This window comes from Acidovorax sp. LjRoot66, from assembly GCF_964253305.1.
Lineage (GTDB): Bacteria > Pseudomonadota > Gammaproteobacteria > Burkholderiales > Burkholderiaceae_C > Acidovorax.
The window spans coordinates 1,998,026-2,011,939 of the sequence record NZ_CAXUQU020000001.1; the positions used below are offsets into that span (position 1 = coordinate 1,998,026).

General features: G+C 68.9%; 15 protein-coding genes. 9 read left to right on the top strand and 6 right to left on the bottom strand.

Translation table 11 applies throughout. The features are described 5' to 3' along the window. From ACSQ3Y_RS09310 to ACSQ3Y_RS09330, 5 genes are all read left to right on the top strand, one after another. Positions 1-1,464 (top strand): sulfatase-like hydrolase/transferase, encoded by a 1,464-nt coding sequence (locus ACSQ3Y_RS09310; RefSeq protein ID WP_057201237.1) that lies wholly within the window; start codon positions 1-3, stop codon positions 1,462-1,464. After that, positions 1,461-1,820 carry a YidH family protein gene (locus ACSQ3Y_RS09315; RefSeq protein WP_057201236.1) on the top strand — a complete coding sequence of 120 codons (360 nt, stop codon included), beginning with the start codon at positions 1,461-1,463 and terminating at the stop codon, positions 1,818-1,820. The genes ACSQ3Y_RS09310 and ACSQ3Y_RS09315 overlap by 4 nt, the downstream gene beginning before the upstream one ends. Continuing rightward, complete coding sequence (locus ACSQ3Y_RS09320; protein ID WP_428002139.1) at positions 1,805-2,149, top strand: DUF202 domain-containing protein; 345 nt, start codon at positions 1,805-1,807, stop codon at positions 2,147-2,149. Before ACSQ3Y_RS09315 ends, ACSQ3Y_RS09320 begins: the two co-directional genes overlap by 16 nt. Further along, entirely contained in the window at positions 2,146-3,069 is a 924-nt protein-coding gene (locus ACSQ3Y_RS09325) for a LysR family transcriptional regulator (protein WP_436177068.1), read from the top strand. Before ACSQ3Y_RS09320 ends, ACSQ3Y_RS09325 begins: the two co-directional genes overlap by 4 nt. 90 nt (positions 3,070-3,159) lie before the next feature. Beyond that, positions 3,160-4,572, top strand: a complete 1,413-nt coding sequence (locus ACSQ3Y_RS09330; RefSeq protein ID WP_082607869.1) for an FAD-binding oxidoreductase — start codon at positions 3,160-3,162, stop codon at positions 4,570-4,572. Between the two features lie 4 nt (positions 4,573-4,576). Here ACSQ3Y_RS09330 and ACSQ3Y_RS09335 read toward each other — a convergent pair whose 3' ends face one another. The 3 genes from ACSQ3Y_RS09335 to ACSQ3Y_RS09345 form a co-directional block, all read right to left on the bottom strand. Continuing rightward, positions 4,577-5,263 (bottom strand): glutathione S-transferase family protein, encoded by a 687-nt coding sequence (locus ACSQ3Y_RS09335; RefSeq protein WP_436177069.1) that lies wholly within the window; start codon positions 5,261-5,263, stop codon positions 4,577-4,579. Between the two features lie 113 nt (positions 5,264-5,376). Beyond that, positions 5,377-6,255, bottom strand: a complete 879-nt coding sequence (locus ACSQ3Y_RS09340) for an N-formylglutamate amidohydrolase (protein WP_436177070.1) — start codon at positions 6,253-6,255, stop codon at positions 5,377-5,379. A 5-nt stretch (positions 6,256-6,260) separates the two neighbouring features. Then, entirely contained in the window at positions 6,261-7,259 is a 999-nt protein-coding gene (locus tag ACSQ3Y_RS09345; RefSeq protein ID WP_057201231.1) for a tripartite tricarboxylate transporter substrate binding protein BugE, read from the bottom strand. A gap of 124 nt (positions 7,260-7,383) precedes the next feature. Here ACSQ3Y_RS09345 and ACSQ3Y_RS09350 point away from each other — a divergent pair, with 124 nt between their 5' ends. Continuing rightward, the gene (locus tag ACSQ3Y_RS09350; RefSeq protein ID WP_057264556.1) at positions 7,384-8,298 is read left to right on the top strand and encodes a LysR substrate-binding domain-containing protein; all 915 of its coding nucleotides are present in this window, start codon (positions 7,384-7,386) and stop codon (positions 8,296-8,298) included. A gap of 102 nt (positions 8,299-8,400) precedes the next feature. On the opposite strand, the gene ACSQ3Y_RS09355 is transcribed toward ACSQ3Y_RS09350, so the two are convergent. The 3 genes from ACSQ3Y_RS09355 to ACSQ3Y_RS09365 all read right to left on the bottom strand — a co-directional run bounded on the left by ACSQ3Y_RS09355 (position 8,401) and on the right by ACSQ3Y_RS09365 (position 10,342). Beyond that, complete coding sequence (locus ACSQ3Y_RS09355; RefSeq protein WP_164470704.1) at positions 8,401-8,571, bottom strand: hypothetical protein; 171 nt, start codon at positions 8,569-8,571, stop codon at positions 8,401-8,403. A 109-nt stretch (positions 8,572-8,680) separates the two neighbouring features. Continuing rightward, the gene (locus tag ACSQ3Y_RS09360) at positions 8,681-9,589 is read right to left on the bottom strand and encodes a transglutaminase-like domain-containing protein (protein WP_179684444.1); all 909 of its coding nucleotides are present in this window, start codon (positions 9,587-9,589) and stop codon (positions 8,681-8,683) included. Positions 9,590-9,973: 384 nt separating this feature from the next. Further along, entirely contained in the window at positions 9,974-10,342 is a 369-nt protein-coding gene (locus ACSQ3Y_RS09365) for a hypothetical protein (RefSeq protein ID WP_436177071.1), read from the bottom strand. A 99-nt stretch (positions 10,343-10,441) separates the two neighbouring features. Between ACSQ3Y_RS09365 and ACSQ3Y_RS09370 the strand changes: the two genes are divergently transcribed. The 3 genes from ACSQ3Y_RS09370 (at position 10,442) to ACSQ3Y_RS09380 (ending at position 13,881) form a co-directional block, all read left to right on the top strand. After that, the gene (locus tag ACSQ3Y_RS09370) at positions 10,442-11,080 is read left to right on the top strand and encodes an ABC transporter ATP-binding protein (RefSeq protein ID WP_436177072.1); all 639 of its coding nucleotides are present in this window, start codon (positions 10,442-10,444) and stop codon (positions 11,078-11,080) included. A gap of 80 nt (positions 11,081-11,160) precedes the next feature. Further along, positions 11,161-11,793, top strand: a complete 633-nt coding sequence (locus ACSQ3Y_RS09375) for a LysE family translocator (RefSeq protein ID WP_436177073.1) — start codon at positions 11,161-11,163, stop codon at positions 11,791-11,793. Between the two features lie 294 nt (positions 11,794-12,087). Beyond that, positions 12,088-13,881, top strand: coding sequence for an MdtA/MuxA family multidrug efflux RND transporter periplasmic adaptor subunit (locus tag ACSQ3Y_RS09380; protein WP_436177074.1), 1,794 nt, complete (start codon positions 12,088-12,090; stop codon positions 13,879-13,881). Positions 13,882-13,914 lie beyond the last annotated feature (33 nt).

Here is a 13,914-nt window from a genome sequence, read left to right on the forward strand (position 1 = left end):
ATGCCACGCCGCAACGTCATCGTGATCATGTCCGACGAGCATGATCCCCGCATCATGGGCTGTGCCGGCCATGCCTTCGTGAAGACGCCGCACCTGGACGCACTCGCCGCGCGCGGCGTGCGCTTCACCGATGCCTACACCCCCAGCCCCATCTGCGTGCCTGCGCGCGCCGCTTTCGCCACCGGCCTGCGCGTGCACCAGACGCGCCACTGGGACAACGCCATGCCCTACGTGGGCGACCCTCGCGGCTGGGGCCATGTGCTGCAGCGCCAGGGGGTGCGCGTCGAGAGCATCGGCAAGCTGCACTACCGCGCCGAGGAAGACCCCGCCGGCTTCGACAAGGAGCACATCCCCATGCATGTGGTGGGCGGCCATGGCATGGTGTGGGCGTCCATCCGCGACCCCTACATTTCCAGCCCCAGCGGCAAGCGCATGCTGGGCGAGCACATCGGCGCTGGCGAATCGCACTACACCGCCTACGACCGCGAGGTCACTGGCCGTGCGGTCGAGTGGATCCGCGATGCGGGAACCCGCCCCGACGAGCCCTTCGTGCTTTATGTGGGCCTGGTGGCGCCGCACTTTCCGCTGGTTGCTCCTGAGGAGTTCTTCGCGCTGTATTCCGATGAAGTGATGCCGGAGCCCAAGCTGCAGCCTGCAAGCGGCTACCAGCGCCACCCCTGGGTGCAGGCCTACGCGGACTTCATGGACAACGAAGGCGAGTTCAAGAGCCCCGAGGAGCGGCGGCAGGCCTTCGTGGCCTACTACGCGCTGTGCAGCTTCCTGGACCACAACGTGGGCCGCATCACCCAGGCCCTGCGCGATGCAGGGCTGGAGGGCGACACCACCCTGGTCTACACCTCGGACCATGGCGACAACCTGGGCACGCGCGGGCTGTGGGGCAAGTCCACGCTGTACCAGGAAAGCGTGCGCGTGCCCATGCTCGTGGCGGGCCAGGGCGTGCAACCCGGGGTCTGCGAGACGCCGGTGGACTTGCTCGATCTGTTCCCCACCATCCTGCAGGGCGTGGGCATCAACCCGGCGCCCGAGATGCAGGACCGGCCCGGCCGCTCGCTGCTGGACCTGGCGCAAGGCCCGGCCGAGCCCGAGCGCGTGGTCTTCAGCGAATACCACGCGGCCGGCAGCAACACGGCCGGCTTCATGGTGCGCAAGGGGCGCTACAAGTATCACTACTACGTGCGCCACCGGCCCGAACTGTTCGACCTGGTGGCGGACCCTGAGGAACTCGCCGACCTGGCGGGCGATCCCGCCTTTGCCGACGTGCTGTGCGCCATGGAGGCCGAGCTGCGCGCTATCTGCGACCCTGAGGCCGTGGACGCTCTGGCCAAGGCCGACCAGCAGCGCATGATCGAGCGCCTGGGCGGCGTGCAGGTGGCCTCGCGCATGGGCGCCGGGGGCGCCACGCCCGTACCGCAGGAGGCGCTGGCCACTGCCGAGGCCCGATGAAGGGGCCTGCCTGGCGGCACGAGGGCGAGGAGCCCGACCACCGCTTCACCCTGGCCAATGAGCGCACCTTCCTGGCCTGGATCCGCACCGCCCTGGCCGTGCTGGCGGGCGGCGTGCTGCTCGAGCAGTTCGCCACCCGGCTGCAGCCGCGCCTGCTGGTCTCGGCCATTGCGCTGCTGATGTGCGCGCTGGCCGCCGCCTTGTGCGTGCTGGCCTACCGGCGCTGGCGCGCCAACGAGATCGCCATGCGCCGCAAGGGCGCGCTGCCCGCTACGGCGGCGCTGGCCGTGCTGGCGGCCGGCTTGTTCCTGGTGGCGGTGCTGCTGCTGGGCCTGGTGCTGTGGCTTTCGCTCTAGGGACCGCGCGCGATCCGGGCCTGCAGCCCGAGCGCACCAGCCTGGCCTGGACGCGCACGGCCCTGGCCGTGCTGCTGAACGCCCTGGTGGCGCTGCGCGGCGCCTGGATCGATGGCTCGGCCATGCTGCTGGCCACTGGCGCCATGCTGGCGCTGGCGGCCTGTGCGCTGTACGGCTATGGCGTGCACCGCGGCCGTGTGCTGCTGGCCTGCGAAGGCCAGGTACCCCCCCGGCCGGCCTGGCCCGGGTGGCGGCATTGGTTCTGCTGGCCTGCGCTACGGGCGTGGCGGGCGTCGCCTGGCACCTGCTGCATTAGAGTCTGGGCATGACCCCCCGCCAGCTCAAGTACTTCGTCGAGATCGCGCGGTCCGGCAGCATCACGACGGCCGCTTCCACCCTGCACATCGCCCAGCCGGCGCTGAGCCACCACATCGCGGCGATGGAGGAAGAACTGGGCGTGGTGCTGCTGCAGCGCCATGCGCGCGGCGTGCGCCTCACCATGGAGGGGCAACGCCTGTTTGACCGGGCGGCCTCCATCCTGCGGCAGATGGAACGCCTGCGCGAGGACGTGCGCGACGCGGCCTCGCAGTTCCGCGGCGTGGTGCGCGCCTGCATCGTCGGCTCGGTCGCGCCCGTGCTGGTGGTGCCCCTGTACCGGCTGATAGAGGAGCGCGCGCCCGAGGTGCAGCTGCTCCTGAGCACCGCCATGTCGCGCGAGGCCCAGACCCTGGTGGAGGCGCGGCGCGTCGACCTGGCGCTGCTGCCCACGGCGTCCGAGATGGCCAAGCTCGAATCCCGGCCCGCTTACGAGGAGGATTTCTGCCTGTTCGGCACCCGGGAGCAGATGGGCGATGCCACGGGCGATATCGCCTTCCGCGCAATCGGCGACCGCCCGCTGGTGGAGCCCGACCGCGAGCACGACCTGCGCAAGCTCATCGAGCGCACGGCCGTCGCGCTCGATTGCCCGCTCAACGTGCGCTATGAGGTGAACAGCTCCGATCTGCTGCGCAGCATGGTCTGCGGCGGGCTGGCCTTCGCGGTCATGCCGCGCAATTCCTTCCCAGCGTTCGAGGCGCGCGGCATCGTGGCCCGGCGTATCGTGGAGCCGGTCCTGAGCCGTACCCAGTCGGTGGTCTGGTCGATGGAGCAGCCGCTGACGCCGGCCGGCCAACTGGTGCGCGACCTGCTGCTGGAGCTCATTGCCCAATTGCTGGCAGACGGGCAACTGGTGGGGCGCACGCTGCCATGAGGTTTATCTGATGGCGCATGGGTGCAAGGCGTATTTCTCCGCGTGCTTGTCTTTCCGTACAGTGCAATGACTTCAACGGAGACAAATGCAATGCAGACGATATCGCGGCAGGACATGCCGGTGCAAGACCTGGTGGATGCCCTGGCTGGCGTCCTTTCGCCCGCCCAGATCGTTCGGGACCCCGGCGTGACCGCCAGCCATGCGGGCGACTGGAGCGAGGCACCGCGCCATGCGCCCGCCCTGGTGGTGTTCCCGCGAACGCCGCAGGAGGTGGCTGGCGTGCTCGCGGTGTGCAGCCGCCTGGGCCAGCCCGTGGCCATTCAGGGTGGGCTGACGGGGCTGGCCGGTGGGGCCACGCCCTCGGGTGTGGAAGTGGCCCTGTCGCTGGCCAAACTCAACACCATCGAAGACATCGACACCGTTGGCGGGACGGCCGTGGTGCAGGCCGGCGTGGTGCTGGAGCAGCTGCAGCAGCGGGTGGAAGCAGAGGGTTGGTCCTTCCCGCTCGACCTGGGGGCGCGCGGCTCTTGCCAGGTGGGCGGCAATGCGGCCACCAATGCCGGCGGCAACCGGGTGATCCGCTTCGGCACCATGCGCGACCTGGTGCTGGGGCTGGAGGTGGCGCTGCCCGACGGCCGGCTCATGACCATGCTCAACCGCGTGACCAAGAACACCACGGGCGTGGACCTCAAGCACCTGTTCATCGGCGCGGAGGGCACGCTGGGCGTGATCACGCGCCTGGTGCTCAAGCTCTCGCCTCGGGCCACGGCGGCGAACACGGCGCTGTGCGCGCTGCCCTCGTTCGATGCGGCCACGCACCTGGTGCGCGACCTGCGCTGCGCACTGCCTGCGCTGTCGGCCTTCGAGGTGATGTGGGACGACTACCTGGAGGCGGCCATGGAGGTGACGCGGCTGCGCCAGCCCTTCGATGCGCCCCACCCGGTCTATGTGCTGGTCGAGACACTGGGGGCCAACGACGAGCGCGACCGCGAAGCGCTGGAGCGCGAGCTGGGCGAGGCCCTGGAGCAGGGCCTGATTTCCGACGTGGTGGTGGCCCAGTCGGTGGAAGACGGCAAGAAGCTCTGGGCCTACCGCGAATCCATTGGCGAGCTGCTGGGCCAACTCAAGCCGTTTGCGGCCTTCGACGTCGGCATCCCCATGGCGGCCATGGACGCCTTTGTGGAATCGGTGGGGTCCGAGCTGGAGCGCCGCTTCCCGGCGCAGCGCCACCTGTTCTTCGGGCACATCGGCGACGGCAACCTGCACGTGCTCTCCGGTCCTCATGCGTCACCGGACAGCCTGCACCAGGTGGAAGAGGTGGTCTATGCCGCCACCGGCCGTGTGGGCGGCTCCATCTCGGCTGAGCATGGCATCGGCGTGGTGAAGAAGGAATTCCTCGCGCACAGCCGCTCGCCGGTGGAGATCGAACTCATGCACAGTCTCAAGGCACTGCTCGATCCCGCGGGCATTCTGAACCCAGGCCGTATTCTGGATACGGCCTGAGCTGTCAGCCCATCACCACCGGGCCGCCCTTCTGGATGCCGCGCTGGTAGGCCGGCCGTGCCTCCATGCGCTTCTTGTAGGCCAGAATGTTCGGGCAAGTGCTGGCCTTGCTGGAGCGTGACAGGGCAGCCTCCACCGCAAAGCTCATCTGAAAGTCGGCCATGGTCAGCTGCTCGCCCGCGAACCAGGTGTGCTGGCCCAGGTGGCTTTCCATGAAGTCCATGGCGGTGTTCACGTTCGGGTCCACCATCTTGTCGAGCACCTTGCCGCACAGCGCCTTGGCAATGGGCTTGACGAAGAAGGGCATGGGCTGGCGCGGGATGGTCATGAACACCAGTTTCATCACCAGCCAGTTCATGAGCGAGCCTTCGGCGTAATGCATCCAGAAGCGGCACTGGCGGTACTCGGGCGTGCCGCGCGCGGGCTGCAGATGGGCGAGGTCGCCCGTGGCCTGCGCGCCATAGGTCTCCACCAGGTACTCGACGATGGCGCCGGACTCGGCGATCACTTCGTCGCCATCGGTGATCACGGGCGACTTGCCCAGCGGGTGGATCTTCTTGAGTTCAGGCGGGGCCAGCTTGGTGGCCTTGTCGCGCTGGTAGATCTTGAGCTCGTAGGGCACGCCCAGTTCTTCGAGTAGCCAGAGGACGCGCTGCGAGCGCGAGGTTTCAAGGTGGTGGACGGTGATCATGCGCGCATCTTAGGCGCTGTTGCCGATGCTTTGTGTGCCCTTTGTGTGCCCTTTGTGCGCCCTTTGTGTCGCCTGGGCGATGCTGGCGCCATTCTGGCCCTGTGCCGGGCGGTTCATCCCCGTGTGTGCAGGGAGGGGTGCTCGCGCAGGTAGCGCGCAATCGCCTGCAGCACGCCGGTGAGGTCGCGCTGCACCGTGTCGAAGTGCGCGCCACGCTCGCGGCTGGCCTCGTTCATGTAGACCGGCCGGCGTATCTCCACCTGCATGCTGTGCCGCTGGTGCGCGGGCTGGCCGATGCGGGCGATGAGCTGCACGCCCTTGTAGGGGTCGTTGCGTGCCACGGTGTAGCCCCGGGACTTCAGTTCCTTTTCCACCAGGTCCACGAACACCGGCTCGCAGGTGGTGCCATCGCGGTCGCCCAGCACGAAGTCGGCCAGCGGGTGTGGGCTGTGTATCTGCAGCCGCTCGTAGGCGTTGTTGGGCATGGAGTGCAGGTTCAGGTGCCAGACGGCGCCGAATTGCGCATGTGCCTGCCCGATGGCAGCCGCCAGGGCTGCATGGTAGGGCTGGTAGCAGCGCGCTATGCGTGCCTGCACCTCGGCCACGGTGAGCTTGCGGTCGTAGATGGGCGTGGTGGCGTTCACGTTGCGCCAGATGAGGCCATAGCCCAGGCGCGTCTTCTCGCCCGGGGCCAGCGGCGTGGGCCAGGGCGCGTCGAGCAGGGCCGGGTCCAGGTCGTCGAGCGTGCGGTTGGCATCGACGTAGCTGCGCGGGAAATGCGCTTCCAGCAAGCTGGCGCCCACCTCGGGCGCGGCCTGCCACAGCGCCTCCACGTGCGTGTCCTCGGCCGCGCGCAGCAGGGCGCGGGGTACGGCATGGCCAAAATCCGCAGGGTAGGCGGTGCCGCTGTGCGGCGAGTCGCAGACCAGGGGGATGGCCGGCGCCACCGGCACATGCATGGTGAAGGCAGGGACGTCGCGGTGCAGGTCCATGCGCATCATTCCGCCGTCAGCTTGGCGACCTTGGCCACGCGCGCATAGCGGTCCAGCGCCTGGCGGATCTGCACGCCGAACTGCGCGGGCGTACCGGGGATCAGCGTGGCACCGGCCTCGTCCATCTTCTTGATGAAGTCGGGGTGTTTCATGGCCGCATGGATCGCCTGGTTGAGCCGGTTGACCACGGGCGCGGGCGTGCCGGCCGGTGCCACCACGCCGAACCAGCCACCGGCACCCATTTCCTTGAAGCCCAGGTCGCCGTAGGTGGGCACATCGGGCAGCAGGGGCGAGCGGGTCTCGGAGAGCACGGCCAGCGCCCGCAAGCGGCCCGCCTTGATGTGCGGCAGCGCCGAGGGCAGGTTGTCGGTGATGCCATCGACCTGGCCTGCCACGGCGTCGTTGAGCGCCATGCCCGCGCCCTTGTAGGGAATGTGCAGCAGCTGGATCTTGGCCAGGCTGGAGAAATGCTCCACGTTGGCATGCCCCAGCGAGCCCGTGCCCGGGGATGCGAAGTTGTATTTGCCCGGGTTGGCCTTGGCCAGGGCGATGAACTCCTGCATGGTCCGGGCGGGAAAAGCTGCGTTCACCGCGAACACGCTGGGGACGGTGGCCACGTTGGAGACCGGGGCGAAATCCTTCACCGGGTCGTACTTCATGCGGCTGCCATAGGCGGCCGCGTTGGAGCCGTGCGTGCTCATGGTGGCCATGCCCAGGGTGTAGCCGTCGGCACGGGCCTTGGCCACCTGTTCCATGCCCAGCGAGCCCCCGGCGCCGGCCTTGTTCTCCACCACGATGGGCTGGCCGAGCTCGCGCCCCGCGAATTCGGCAATCAGCCGCGCCGCCAGGTCGGTAGAGCCGCTGGGCGCGAAGGGCACGATCAGCTTGATCGGCCGGTCCGGGAAAGCGGCTTGCGCATGGACCGCGCCAGCCAGCGGCGCCAGGGCCAGGGCCAGCAGGGTGGCCCGGCGGCTGAGGGAGGAAGGGGGGCGGATGCTTGCCATGGTGGGGGTTCTCTCGGTGGCCAAAGGGTGCTGGCAGTCTCTGGCGAACAGCGCTCACCCGCAAACGACACTCCGGCATTCCTGTATTACCATTGCTCATACACCACCCCAGCCTTGCTGCACCATGCGCCTGCATTCGCCATCGATGTCCGAGTTGCACGCCTTTGTCACCGTGGTGCGCACAGGCAGTTTTTCGCGCGCGGCGGACGAGCTGTGCGTGACCCAGGGCGCCATCAGCCGGGCGGTGGCGCGTCTCGAAGGCCATTACGGCAAGGTGCTGCTCAAGCGCAGTTCGCAGCAGATGCTGCTGACCGCATCAGGCGAACAGTTGTTGGCTGCCGTGCGCGAGCCGCTGGCAGCGATAGAGGCGGCCAGCGAGGCCCTGCGCGAGGGGCCCGCGCGCACCACGGAACTGGTGCTGTCCGTGGTGCCCACGCTGGCCAGCGTGTGGCTGGTGCCGCGCCTGCCGGACTTTCAAGCCCGGCACCCGGATGTGCGCGTGCGCTTCGTTCCCTACCGCAAGGATGAGGATTTCTCGGGCCCCACGCCGCATGCCGCCATCCTTACGGGCCTGGGTGCGGCGCAGTGGCCCGGGTGGGAGTGTGACTACGTCATTGGCCGCGAGGTGGTGCCGGTGTGCCACCCGGCGCGTGCCGCCCGGCAGCGCTGGCAGCATCCGGCCGACCTGTCCGCCGAGCCGCTGCTGGCCCATTCCACCTCGCCTGGCAACTGGGCGCAGTGGCTGCGGGCTGCCGGCGCTGCGGGGGCCGAGCCCGAGCTGTCGACGGTGTTCGACCAGGTGTCCATCCTGGTCCAGGCAGCCATGGCCGACATGGGCGTTGCGCTGGTGCAGCGCTGCCTGGTTCGGGCCGAACTCGATGCCGGTCGCCTGGTCACGCCGTTCGACCTGCCCATCACCCTACAGCGCGGCTACTTCCTTTGCCGCCTGCCGGGGCGCCGGGCAGCGGCCAGCCTGCCGGTCTTTCGCCAGTGGTTGCTGGACAGGGCCCGCGAGGACATTGCCCTGATGCCCGCGTGACCGGGTCCATGCCCGTGTTTGCATGGCGCACCAAGCAAAAAGCCCTCTCGCGAGGGCTTTGTTGCAGGGGCCGGCCGCAGCCTGCCCGTGGCGATCTGGCGATCAGCCGCCCTTCTTGGAGCGCTTGCCAGGGTTCTTCTTGCTGCGCGTGGCGACGCCGCGCTCCAGGCTCACGCGCTGGCCGCGACCTGGGGTGGCCAGGTTGTAGCCGGGCACTGGCGTAGGGCGGGGGGTGCGCTTGCGGTCTGCTTCGGTGACGATCTTGTTGCCCATGGGAATTCTCTGGAAAAGATGGTGGAAAAACGTGTATTAGGCCATAGGTCGGGCTGGATGCAGAAAATGAAGCCTTTTCAGCACCGGTGACAGAGTGGTGTTGGATGCCTCAATTGCCGGCGAACCGGGTCGCGAATGCCGCCCCGTGGTCAGTGGAGAGCGCCTCGCGGCAGTGGTGCGGCAGCACGAAACCGCGGCCCGCATCCTCCACGGCCTTGGTGCGTATCACGGGCGGTTGTGCGCGCACACCGCCGAAGATGGTGGCAAACGCCACGTCGGCCGCATCGCGCCCGGTGCCAAAGCGGATCAGCCCCATGGGGATGGCTGTGCCCGAGGGGTCGAACAGGTACCAGCGGTCGCCCAGGTAGGCCTCCACGTAGGCATGGAAGTCGGGCGGGCCCAGGTTCGGGTCGGCGCCGTAGTCGGTGCCAGTGGTGAAGCGTGCGGGGATATTGATCGCGCGGCACAGCGAAATCATCAGGTGGGCAAAGTCGCGGCAAACCCCCACCTGCTCGACCAGGGTGTCCACCGCCGAGGTGTTGGAGTTGGAAGTGTTGGACGTGAACGCCACATGCTTTTGCACCCAGTCGCGGATCGCCTGCACCCGGCTGTGGCCCTGCCACAGGGCGCCGAACTCGTTGAGCGCCAGGCGCAGCAGCCGGTCGGACTGGCAGTAGCGGCTGGGGTAGATGTAGCCCATCACCTCCTGCGGCAGCCGCCGCACGGGCACTTCGGCCAGTTGCATGGGGTCGGTGCGGTGGTGGGTGATGTCCACAGTGGCCGAGTACGCCACGCTCAGCGGACCAGGCTCGCCATGCAGGCGCAGGTAGCGGTTGCCGGTGGCCGGGTCGGTGTGGATCTGCTGCGGGATGTTCTGGTTGATGACCAGGCGCTCGTTGCTGACGGCCTGGCTGGGTGTGTGCGCGGCGTGGATGTTGAACACGAAGTCGGCACCGTACTGGTCGATCTCGTAGTGGAGTTCGATCTCCAACTCCATGCGCACCCGGGTGTTGGCCATGAAGGGCGCAGCCGTGGCCTGCATGGGGGTGCTCTGCATGCCCTGCGACTGCAGCAACTGGCTGGTGGCGGGTGCAGCGCTGGCAGGCGACTCGTTGGCCGCTGCAAGGGGCAAGGGCGCCGTCATCGGGTTGAAGGGCGGGGCCATGGAAGAAGACGATTGCGCAAGCATGAAGTGAGCCTCTCTGGTGGGTGCAGCTCCGCCAGGCGCAGTGCGCCTGACGTTGGGCTTTGCGTGGCCAGTGCAAGGCAACCCCTGCACACCGCTGCCATTGCAGGATAGGCGTTTACCCGGGTGCTGTATGTAGGCTGACAGCCTGTTGCCGTTGTCAACGGCGCTGACAGCTGCGTCTTTACACAGCGAGCCCCCGGAGACCGCGCGGGCTCAGTCGAGCCCGAAGGCCTCGCGCAGCGCGCTGCAGAACATGCTGCTGCCGCTGATCGACAGGGTGAGGGTGGTGCGCGCCGGGCCGGGCGTGCCCGCCTGCACCGCAATGGTGCCGCTGGCGTCGTCGAATGCCAGATCCAGGGGCGTGGCCACCTCCTGCACGCAAGCCAGGTCGTAGTCCCATTCACCGCCCTCGTCGGTCGGGCCGTTCATGCCAGGGAACTGCGCATGTGCCCAGGCCAGCACCTGTGCCACTTCGGCATGCAGGGCCACCACCTGCGCTGGCGCTACCGCAGCCATCGCATCGAACGTGCCGGTGCCCTCGAAGTCTTCGCTGTAGTCAAAATCCAGGTAGCGCAGGGGCATGGCGTGAGGTGGGGGCAGGGGTGGGCCGTGCATTGTCGCGCAGCAGGGGGCTGCATTTCCTAGAATGGCTGGCTTCGCTTCTCCAAGGTCTTCCGTTCCATGCCTGCTGCCAGCACCGATGCCATCCTGCACATCAACGGCCTGTGCTTTGCCTACCCCGAATGCCCGTTGTTCCAGGGCCTGGACGCCCGATTGCCGGCCGGCACCACGCTCGTGCTCGGCGCCGACAGCAGTGGAAAGACCAGCCTGCTGCGCCTGTTGGCGGGCGAGCTAGTCCCTGATGCCGGCCAACTGGTGCTCAAGGGCGTGCCTTTGCACGCCTCACCTGCCGCCTACCGCGCCCAGGTGTTCCAGGGCGACCCGCGCTCGGACGCGCTGAGCGAACAGGTGGCGCAGGACTGGCTGGCTGCGCTGCCCGCCCGCTACCCACAGTTCGACGCGACGGCGCTGGCCCGGCACATCGAAGGCTTCGAGCTGCAGGAGCATCTGCACAAGCGCTTCCTGATGCTGTCCACCGGCACGCGGCGCAAGGTGTGGACGGCCGGGGCCCTGGCCTCGGGTGCGGCGCTGACGTTGATCGACGAGCCCGTGGCGGGGCTCGACAAGCCTTCGGTACAGTACCTGCAGCAGGCGCTGGCCGCCCTGGCCACGCAGCAGGACCGGGCCGTGGTGGTAGCCCACTACGATGCCCTGGTGGGTGTGCCCTGGCAGGCCACCATCACGCTGCCTGACCGGTAACCCTGGCCGAACAGGATCGTTTCCCAAGCCCTAAACTGGGGTCTGCGCCGCCATTGCGGCCGTTTTCACCGGAAATTCCCATGGACGCCCTTCTCTTCGCCCCCGTCGCTGTGGCCATCGCGCTGACGCCCGGCCCCAACAATTTCTGCGGCCTCAACAACGGCATCCGTGCCGGTGTGGGCGCGGCCCTGGTGGGCACCCTCGGGCGGGCGGCGGCGTTTGCGATTTTTCTCACCGTGTCGGCCGTGGGCCTGGGGGCCATGCTGCTGGCGTCCGAAGCCGCCTTCACCGCCGTGAAGTGGGTGGGCGCCTGCTACCTGTTCTGGCTGGGCTGGCGCGCCTGGCGCAGCCGCGAGTTCAATGGCCTGGAGGTCGTGGACGGGGCCGACGTGGCTGCGAGCGCGGCGCCGGTGCGCCTGTGGTCGCTGATCACGCAGGAGTTCCTGCTGGGCATCACCAACCCCAAGGCCATCATTCTGTTTGCGGCCATCTTTCCGCAGTTCATCGATCCGGCGCAGCCGGCGGCGCGCCAGTTCCTGGTGCTGGGCAGCGTGTACCTGGCGGCTGAGTTCGTCGCCACGGCGGTGTATGCGGCCGGCGGCCGGCAGATCCGCCGCTTCATCCGCACCTCGCGCGGCGTGGTGCGCCTGAACAAGGCCACGGGTGGCTTTTTCATGGGCGCAGGCGGCCTGCTGCTGGCCACCAACCGCTGAAATGAAACACCCCCTGAGTCGCTTCGCGCCTTCACCCCTCTCTCGTCTCGCTGCGCGAGTCGGGAGGGGGACGCCCCCGGTGCGGCGGGGCGGCCCTTGCACGGGGGCACTGGCTTGGGCCGCGCCAGTTTCATGCGATGCGGGTGGCGCGCAGCGCCATGGGCAACTGAATTGCGTTTCGGCCTTGAAAACGCCGTAAAGCGAGGGTAAAGGCAGGGTAAATCCCTTTGCCTGCGCGCCGGAGTGTCTCGGCGCATGGCTACCATAGCCACGATTCCACCTGTTGCGTCCACCATGCCGTCCCTCCGTTTCCTGCCTGTGTCTCCGCGGTCCCTCTTGCGCCAACAGGGGCGCGCCCTGTGGTGGGTCGTGCTGCTGGTGCTCATCGCCGCTGCCGTGGGGGGCGGGCTGTGGTGGAAGCAGCGCCAGGCGGCGCCGGCCCAGGCCGATGCGCCTGCAGGGCGCGGCGGTCCGGGCGGTCCCGGGGGTCGGGGGGCGGCACGTTTCAGTGCGGGCGGGCAAACCCAGCCCGTCTCGGTGGGGGTGGTGCGGCGCCAGGACGTGCGGGTGCAGGTCAACGCCATCGGCACCATGAGCGCACGTGCCACGGCGGTGGTGCGGGCCAAGGTCAGCGGCGAGCTGACCAGCCTGCGCTTCAAGGAGGGCGAGGAGGTCAAGGCCGGCCAGTTGCTCGCCGAGATCGACCCCCGCAGCTACCAGGCCTCGCTGGGCCAGGTGCAGGGCAATCTCGCACGCGACCAGGCCCTGCTCAAGAACGCGCAGCTCGACCTCAAGCGCTACCAGGACCTGCTGGCCAAGGACTCCATCGCCAGCCAGCAGGTGGACACCCAGGCCGCCCAGGTGCGACAGCTCGAAGGCACCGTGGCAGCCGACCAGGCCCAGGTGGACGCAGCCAGGCTGCAGCTGAGCTACACGCGCATCACCGCGCCCATCGCCGGGCGCCTGGGCCTGCGCCAGGCCGACCGGGGCAACGTGGTCGGCCCCTCGGACGCCACGGGCATCGTCACCATCAACCTGGTGCGGCCCATCGACGCGGTGTTCTCCGTACCCGAGGCGCACCTGGCGCAGATCAACCAGCGCCTGGCCCAAGGCGCCGAGCTGCCCGTGGAGCTGTGGGATCGCGAGCAGAAGCGCCGCCTGGCGCGTGGCCGCCTGGGCGCGCTGGACAACGCCATCGACGCCACCACGGGCACTATCAAGGTCAAGGCCAGCTTCGCCAACGACGACGGCACGCTGTTCCCCAACCAGTTCGTGAATGTGCGCCTGCAGGTCAATCTGCTGGAAAACGCGCTCACGGTGCCCGGCACGGCCATCCAGAACAACTATGTCTACCTGGTGCAGCCCGACGGCACGGTGACGCAGCGGCGCATCCGCGTGGGCGTGGCCGATGGCGACCGCGTGGCGGTCGAAGGGGAACTCAAGGACGGCGACCAGGTGGTGGTCGACGGCATCGACCGCCTGCGTGAAGGCGCCAAGGTGGCCGTGATCGATTCGGGCGCCGCCGCCCGCGCCGACGAGGCTGTGCAGGATGGTGGCGCGCGCCGCGCAGCGATGCGCAACCTGACCCAGGAAGAGCGCGACAGGCTGGCCAAGATGACGCAGGAGGAGCGCCGCGCGTTCTTGCGCAGCAAGCGCAACCAGCCCGGTGCCGCCGGGCCTGCAGGCGCGGCCAGCGGCACGGTGGGCAGCGAGGCCGCAGCGCCAGCTGCCGCTGCGTCCGCTGCTGCCGCGCCTTCGCCTGCGGCATCGCGCCCTGCCGGTGGCCGCGGCGCTGAGGGTTCGCGCGGGGCCACCGAGGGTGCGCCACGCGAAATGCCCCGGGCCAGCACTGGAGCCGGGGCCGAAGACGGCCCCCGCAGCGAAGGCAATCCGCGTGCGGAAGGCGGTGCCCCCGATGGCGAGCGCCGTCCTGGCATGTCGCCCGAGGTGCGGGCCCTGCTTGAAAAGATGAGCCCCGAGGAGCGCCAGAAGCTGCAGGCCATGGCGCCCGACGAGCGCCGTGCCTTCATCCGCAGCAAGATGCAGGCGGCCGGCATGGCGGCCCCTGGCGCAGCGGCCTCGCGCTGACGCGGCCCCGATCACCCTGAAGCGGGCACCGCC

Bases quoted from the DNA above. Each gene is read 5' to 3' on its own strand.
- ACSQ3Y_RS09375 (WP_436177073.1), top strand. From the start codon at position 11,161: ATGGACGCCCTTCTCTTCGCCCCCGTCGCTGTGGCCATCGCGCTGACG.
- ACSQ3Y_RS09310 (WP_057201237.1), top strand. From the start codon at position 1: ATGCCACGCCGCAACGTCATCGTGATCATGTCCGACGAGCATGATCCC.
- ACSQ3Y_RS09360 (WP_179684444.1), bottom strand. From the start codon at position 9,589: ATGGCCAACACCCGGGTGCGCATGGAGTTGGAGATCGAACTCCACTAC.
- ACSQ3Y_RS09355 (WP_164470704.1), bottom strand. From the start codon at position 8,571: ATGGGCAACAAGATCGTCACCGAAGCAGACCGCAAGCGCACCCCCCGC.
- ACSQ3Y_RS09345 (WP_057201231.1), bottom strand. From the start codon at position 7,259: ATGGCAAGCATCCGCCCCCCTTCCTCCCTCAGCCGCCGGGCCACCCTG.
- ACSQ3Y_RS09330 (WP_082607869.1), top strand. From the start codon at position 3,160: ATGCAGACGATATCGCGGCAGGACATGCCGGTGCAAGACCTGGTGGAT.
- ACSQ3Y_RS09340 (WP_436177070.1), bottom strand. From the start codon at position 6,255: ATGGACCTGCACCGCGACGTCCCTGCCTTCACCATGCATGTGCCGGTG.
- ACSQ3Y_RS09315 (WP_057201236.1), top strand. From the start codon at position 1,461: ATGAAGGGGCCTGCCTGGCGGCACGAGGGCGAGGAGCCCGACCACCGC.
- ACSQ3Y_RS09325 (WP_436177068.1), top strand. From the start codon at position 2,146: ATGACCCCCCGCCAGCTCAAGTACTTCGTCGAGATCGCGCGGTCCGGC.
- ACSQ3Y_RS09365 (WP_436177071.1), bottom strand. From the start codon at position 10,342: ATGCCCCTGCGCTACCTGGATTTTGACTACAGCGAAGACTTCGAGGGC.
- ACSQ3Y_RS09335 (WP_436177069.1), bottom strand. From the start codon at position 5,263: ATGATCACCGTCCACCACCTTGAAACCTCGCGCTCGCAGCGCGTCCTC.
- ACSQ3Y_RS09380 (WP_436177074.1), top strand. From the start codon at position 12,088: ATGCCGTCCCTCCGTTTCCTGCCTGTGTCTCCGCGGTCCCTCTTGCGC.
- ACSQ3Y_RS09370 (WP_436177072.1), top strand. From the start codon at position 10,442: ATGCCTGCTGCCAGCACCGATGCCATCCTGCACATCAACGGCCTGTGC.
- ACSQ3Y_RS09350 (WP_057264556.1), top strand. From the start codon at position 7,384: ATGCGCCTGCATTCGCCATCGATGTCCGAGTTGCACGCCTTTGTCACC.